Annotated in this window: 9 protein-coding genes; 4 read left to right on the plus strand and 5 right to left on the minus strand. The window is 37.5% G+C overall.

The features are described 5' to 3' along the window. From RLO81_RS00350 to RLO81_RS00360, 3 genes are all read left to right on the plus strand, one after another. The coding region (locus tag RLO81_RS00350; protein ID WP_350105616.1) for a peroxiredoxin-like family protein at positions 1–615 on the plus strand (615 nt) is incomplete at its 5' end. Between the two features lie 4 nt (positions 616–619). Beyond that, positions 620–994: a DoxX family membrane protein gene (locus RLO81_RS00355; protein WP_350105619.1), complete on the plus strand. Its 375-nt coding sequence runs from the start codon at positions 620–622 to the stop codon at positions 992–994. A 1-nt stretch (position 995) separates the two neighbouring features. Next, complete coding sequence (locus RLO81_RS00360) at positions 996–1,835, plus strand: oxidoreductase (protein ID WP_350105622.1); 840 nt, start codon at positions 996–998, stop codon at positions 1,833–1,835. A 69-nt stretch (positions 1,836–1,904) separates the two neighbouring features. Here RLO81_RS00360 and RLO81_RS00365 read toward each other — a convergent pair whose 3' ends face one another. Genes RLO81_RS00365 through RLO81_RS00385 form a run of 5 tightly spaced genes read right to left on the minus strand, consistent with a single transcriptional unit; the run spans position 1,905 to position 5,517 of the window. After that, the gene (locus tag RLO81_RS00365) at positions 1,905–2,264 is read right to left on the minus strand and encodes a YciI family protein (protein WP_350105624.1); all 360 of its coding nucleotides are present in this window, start codon (positions 2,262–2,264) and stop codon (positions 1,905–1,907) included. A gap of 19 nt (positions 2,265–2,283) precedes the next feature. Then, positions 2,284–2,688 (minus strand): DUF3052 domain-containing protein, encoded by a 405-nt coding sequence (locus tag RLO81_RS00370; protein ID WP_350105627.1) that lies wholly within the window; start codon positions 2,686–2,688, stop codon positions 2,284–2,286. Positions 2,689–2,700: 12 nt separating this feature from the next. Next, positions 2,701–3,753: a magnesium/cobalt transporter CorA gene (gene corA, locus RLO81_RS00375; RefSeq protein WP_350105630.1), complete on the minus strand. Its 1,053-nt coding sequence runs from the start codon at positions 3,751–3,753 to the stop codon at positions 2,701–2,703. A 57-nt stretch (positions 3,754–3,810) separates the two neighbouring features. Next, on the minus strand, positions 3,811–4,662 hold the full coding sequence (locus RLO81_RS00380; protein WP_350105632.1) for a mechanosensitive ion channel family protein: 852 nt from the start codon (positions 4,660–4,662) through the stop codon (positions 3,811–3,813). A gap of 3 nt (positions 4,663–4,665) precedes the next feature. After that, on the minus strand, positions 4,666–5,517 hold the full coding sequence (locus tag RLO81_RS00385) for an alpha/beta hydrolase (RefSeq protein ID WP_350105635.1): 852 nt from the start codon (positions 5,515–5,517) through the stop codon (positions 4,666–4,668). 58 nt (positions 5,518–5,575) lie between these two features. Here RLO81_RS00385 and RLO81_RS00390 point away from each other — a divergent pair. After that, a partial coding sequence (locus RLO81_RS00390; protein ID WP_350105638.1) for a polyprenyl synthetase family protein occupies positions 5,576–5,857 on the plus strand: 282 nt, incomplete at its 3' end.

A 5,857-nucleotide genomic window follows, 5' to 3' on the forward strand; every position in this document is an offset into this window, starting at 1 on the left:
GCAAATTTACAAGGAATGTTGCCTGAAGAAGTATTGGCTGTATTCGAAAAAGATGCCATTGCACTGGAAGCAACTCACAACAGCATTTTAAAAGTGCAAGCGGGTGATAAAGCTTCTAATTTTTCATTAACAAACGCACTAGGCGATGTGGTGAAACTTTCTGAGCTTTTAAAGCAAGGCAAAGTGGTACTAACCTTTTATCGTGGAACGTGGTGCCCTTATTGCAATTTGCAACTTGCACAGTATCAGCAAGCACTTTCAGAAATTAAGGAGTTGGGTGCTCAATTAGTGGCTATTTCTCCTCAAACACCAGACGAATCTCTAAACATGAAGGAGAAAAATGAATTGCAATTTGAGGTATTGAGTGATAATGGCAACATGGTAGCACATAATTATACTACCGTATTTAAAAATGGAGATACTCCGCTTGAAGCGATGGCCAATTTGGGCATTGATTTCGACAGCCATTACTCTGATGACTCAAAGGAACTTCCTGTTCCTGCTGTATTTATCATAGAGCAAGATAGTACCATTTCATTTGCCAAAGCAATTGGTGGCGACTACAGAAATAGAGTAGAAGTTGCTGAAATCATTAATTCACTTTCAACTAACTAACAAAATGGAAAAGATAATCAAAAACGCAATCCCGGCAGTATTGGGCCTTTTAATGATCATTTTTGGATTGAATAAGTTTATTGGATTTATTCCAGTGGAACCACCAGCAGATGCAACGGCTCAGATGTTTATGGGTGCCATGTTTACTTCTTATTTGTTTGCAATAGTGGCCATTTTTGAAATTGTAGGTGGAATCCTGTTATTCTCTTCTAAAACCAGATTTCTGGCATGGCTGTTACTATTGCCTGTTGTATTCAATATCGTGGCTTTTCACATAGCATATGATTTTATAGGTAATGGAATTTGGTTGTTACCAACGGCACTTTTTATGATCGTTGGTTATTTTAATAGAAACAAATTAGTTCAAATCATAGGTTAGTATGAAAAAGAAAAATTGGTTAATTACAGGCATCTCGAGCGGCCTAGGTAAGGCACTGGCAGAAGCAGTGATGGAAAGTGGCGATTTTGTAATCGGCACATTTAGAAAACAGGAGCAAGTGGATGCCTTTAATAAAGCAAATGAAGGCAAGGGCACTTCAGTTTTATTAGATACCGCTGATATTGATGGTATTCAAAAAACATTGACGGAAGTCTTGGCAAAACATACCATTGATGTGTTGGTCAACAATGCAGGTGTTGGTTTTGTGGGTGCAGTAGAAGAAACAAGCATTGAAGAAGTGCGCTTAGTTTTTGAGCCCAACTTTTTTGGAGCTTTAAAGGTGACGCAAGCAGTATTACCTCATTTCAGAGCCCAAAAAAGTGGACATATTATTCAAATTTCTTCACACGGAGGAATAAAAGCATTTGGCGGATTCGGCATATATAATGCGAGTAAATTTGCACTCGAAGGCTTTAGTGAAGCTCTCGCACAGGAGGTAGCTCCTTTAGGTATTAAAGTTTCAATTGTAGAGCCAGGCCCATTCAGAACAAAATTTGCAGCAGCTGGTCTGGGTGAGGCAAAGAATGTCATCGATGACTACTCTGAAACAGCAGGAGCTTTCAGAGCAAAGCTCAAAGGTGTTGACGGCAAGCAGGAGGGAGATCCTGTTAAGGCAGCAAAGGCGATCATTGACCTTGCTAATGCAGAAAAACCTTCGCTAAGATTGCCATTAGGTAAAACGGCTTTAATGACGATCGGAATGAAGTTAGATAGTGTAAAAGCGGACTTGGAGCAACATAAAAAGACAGCTGAAAATGCGATTTTCCTCGAAAATGTGTAGACGCACAATGTTTAACGATGCTAGCTAAACGAATAGGGAGTTGAAAATATAGCTTTTGTTTTCAACTTTTTATTTTTCAATACAACCAGTATAGAATGGCGAGAATGGAAATAGCTCTGCTTTAAAAGTTTTATGAGTTACAGATAAGTCCTGAGCAAGAAGTGCCTTAGCCTCATCTTCATCTTTCACTTTCAGAATGATTAACCCTTTGTCAGAATAGCGCGCGCCTATTTCTATTTTACCCTCTTTTCTCAGTTTTGCCAGAAAGGCAGAATGTTCAGCAAAATAAGGTTGATCCGTATGCGCAATACTAGTATCCCAATTTTCTCCAGTTGTGTAGATTAAGGCAAAGTATTGGAAGTTATCTTGTGCTTGAATATCAGCGCAAGCCATTGACAATAGACATAATGTTATAAATAGAGATTTCATACAGTTACTTTAAAAGTGGTTATCTATCCTTAATTCGGTACATAAACTTCAATCCCGACCAGGTTTCATCCACTGCACATACTTTTACATCTACCAAACCATTGGCCAATCCATATTCTCTTACGATGTTTCCATCTAAATCTGTTTCTACTTTCGATGCCTTTTTTGGCCATGATACCCACAAGGTGCCATTTTTGGTAAGTTGATTTTTACATGTGTTAAAATGCTTTTCTAACTCAGTCAAACTCAGTACGAAAAGATGGATGAAATCTAAATCAGTATCAGATTTCTTTGCTTCTTCAATTTCTGGCAGGTCTGTGAACAGATGAAAATAATGATCTGGTTGATTTACGAAAAGTACTTTGAAACCCTCTTTAATTCCTAGTTTTTTAGCTAACGGTGTACCAGAGTAGCCTGCGTTCATTCTAATTGACTTTTAAAACCACTTCTTCCTTTTAAAATATATCACCATTACAATTAAAGTGGAGAGCATAAGTCCCCACACTCCGGCATAGCCATACTTCCATTGGAGTTCCGGCATATATTCGAAATTCATTCCGTAAATACCGGCTATGAAAGTAAGTGGAATGAATATGGTGGCAATAATGGTTAGGACCTTCATTACCTCATTCATCTTATTACTCACACTGGTCATGTACATATCCATCAAGCTGGTGGTAAGATCACGATACGTTTCCATGGTTTCAATTACTTGTATCGTGTGATCATACACGTCATTGAAGTACTGAATCGTTTCTTTTTTAATAAAGTGGTACTCACCCTTACTAATTTTACTCACCGCTTCCCTTACCGGATAAACTGATTTTCTAAGAAAAATTAATTCTTTTTTTAACTGTTGTATTTTTTGTAGGGTGCGTTTAGTTGGATTAACAAAAACCTCGTCTTCCAACAATTCAATACGCTCTGCTATGTTTTCAAGTATTAGAAAATAACTATCTACTATGGTGTCGATAAATCGGTAAAAGAGATAGTCGGCATGCTTTTTCCGTGCTTTACTATTTGGGTCATTCTTCAATCGGTTTCTCATTCCTTCGAAAAGGTCACCTTCTTTTTCCTGAAAAGATAGAATATAGTTTTTGCCTAAAACAAAACTCATTTGCTCGTAAATGATGCTCTCAGTATTTAAGGCATTAAGAGTTTTTAAGGTAAAAAATAAGTGTTCTTCGTACTCTTCAACTTTAGGCCGCTGATCGGGGTTTAGTATATCTTCAAGTATCAGGGAGTTTACGGCAAAATGCTCACCTACTTCGCGAATAAGATCCACATTATGTAAACCATCGATATTAATCCAGTTAACAGTTTCGGCTGAAAGTACTTCAGTTATTTCATTAGACTTGCCGCTGCTAGCTTCTTTAAATTCTTTATCGTTATAGCTGATCAGTTCAACCAGCGATTTGTCAGTAAGTTTCTCACCCAAGTGCACCAATTGACCGGGAGGTAAGCCAGCTGTTTTTGATGACTTAATCAAACTTGGAAATTTAATTTTTGGAAAATCAAACGGGTTAGGAAAGTCAAATTGCATAAACTATTTTTTGTCTTTGTAAACAATGGTTCTATAAGGGAATGGTATTTCAACACCTTCTTTATCGAACCTTTCTTTTATGGACTGGTGGAGGTCGCATTTCATCGCAAAACCAATCATAGGGTCTCTTGCCCACACATATCCTCTTAAATTTAATGAACTATCTCCAAAATCTATCAACCGAACCCTTACTGCAGGCACACCTTTGGCTATATCTTCAGAAGTTCGAACATCTAAAAAATCAGGATGCTTCTGGGCTTCTTCCTGAATAATTTTAGTAGCAACATCTATATTGGAATCATAACTAATTCCAACATGAATATGCATACAAGTTTCATACTCGTTTAATGTAGAGTTTATTATGGTTTCATTACTTATTACAGAATTGGGGATAACAATTCTTCTATTCTCATAATTTTTTATTACCGTATGGCGCAGTGTAATATCTTCTACCTCACCCATAAGATCGGTGCCTATTTTAATATGATCGCCTACTCTAAAGGGTTTGAAAATTACCAGAAAAATTCCTGTAATGATATTGGAAAATGCCGATTGGGAAGCAAAACCAATGATTGCGGCAAACACACCGGCACCTGCAAAAATGGTTACACCATAATCTTTTAATTCAGGAATTCGATAGAAAATAACGATTATAGCTATTATAAAAATAATAAAGCTGGCCGCATTCTTTATAAAATTATATTTTGTAGGGTCTACATTCAGCTTAAGTGAAGCTGTTTTAACAAACTTGTTCAAAGAATACCGCAGTATTTTTGTGACAATAAAGGCGATGGTTAATATTATTAGCGACACCAGAATATGGTGCCAAACCTCTGAATTAAAATCGATATGCATATTTTAAATATTCTTGAAGAAAGATACAGTTTTATTCAATACCTCGTATGTGTGTGGGTGCAAATCATCTGCATTAAAGGGGTGTGAGCCGCCAAATACATGATCGGCACCTTCAATAATATGAAGCTCAGCATCCGGTTTTGACTGTTGAAGTGCGTATGCATGTTCTACCGGCACGGTGGGGTCTTTATCGCCATGGATGATGAGCGTTGGTTGGGTTACCTCACTAATAGCTAGCTTCGGGTTGTATCGTTTACGATTGTTTATAAGATCGTGATATGCCTGGAAATATAAAGGCATCATTTGGTTAGTCCTGGTATTTTCAACGTAATGAACACCCTTCTTTTTCCAATGTTCAATCAGCTCATCAGTAAAACCCATTGAAAAGTCATTTAAAGCTGCCCAGGTAGCAAGCCCTTTAATTCGCTTATCTTCCTTTGTTTTAATTATTGAAACCCCGCCACCTCTGCTATGGCCTACTACAAACAATTGTTCTGGATTTAACTTAACATCCTCTATAGGGTTCGAGTGAATGAATTCTAGCATGGTATCCATATCATTCAACTCTTTGGAAAAGTTATTATTACCAAACGCTTCTAAATCAGTGAAGTTACTGGGGTCATCATTAGAAATGCCGTTGAATGACATATTGAACTTAATAAAAGCAAACCCTTGTTCTGCAAATTTTTGAGCTAGCATGTTAAAATGCCCCCAATCTTTAAACCCCTTAAATCCATGAACAAAAAGAACAACGGGCAACGAACTGTTTGTCCTTTCGGCTGTTAAATCGGCAAGAAAAGGGCGGTTCTCATTTTTACTGATAAGCTCAAAATCTTGTTTTATTTGATTCGTCATACTATTTGTTTTGATAAGCTCCCCGATGGAGTTAATATTGTAGCCAACTAGTCGATAGATGGCCTTAAATCTAAGAGAAATAAAAGCACCCATTGCCAACGAGATGGAGGAATTTGAAAAGAAATTCCGTTCATCTATGAAAACTAAGGTGCTCCTTCTTGATAAAATCATGACATACATCATAAAGCGCAAAGGAAAGCAGATGCGCCCAATGTTTGTCTTCTTAAGCGCTGGCACATGCGGAAAAATTGAGGAATCTACTTATCGAGGGGCCTCGCTAATAGAATTATTACATACTGCAACGTTGGTGCATGACGATGTGGTGGATGATGCAAACTAC

It is taken from the genome of Fulvivirga sp., from assembly GCF_040220315.1.
In the GTDB taxonomy this organism is placed as follows: domain Bacteria; phylum Bacteroidota; class Bacteroidia; order Cytophagales; family Cyclobacteriaceae; genus Fulvivirga.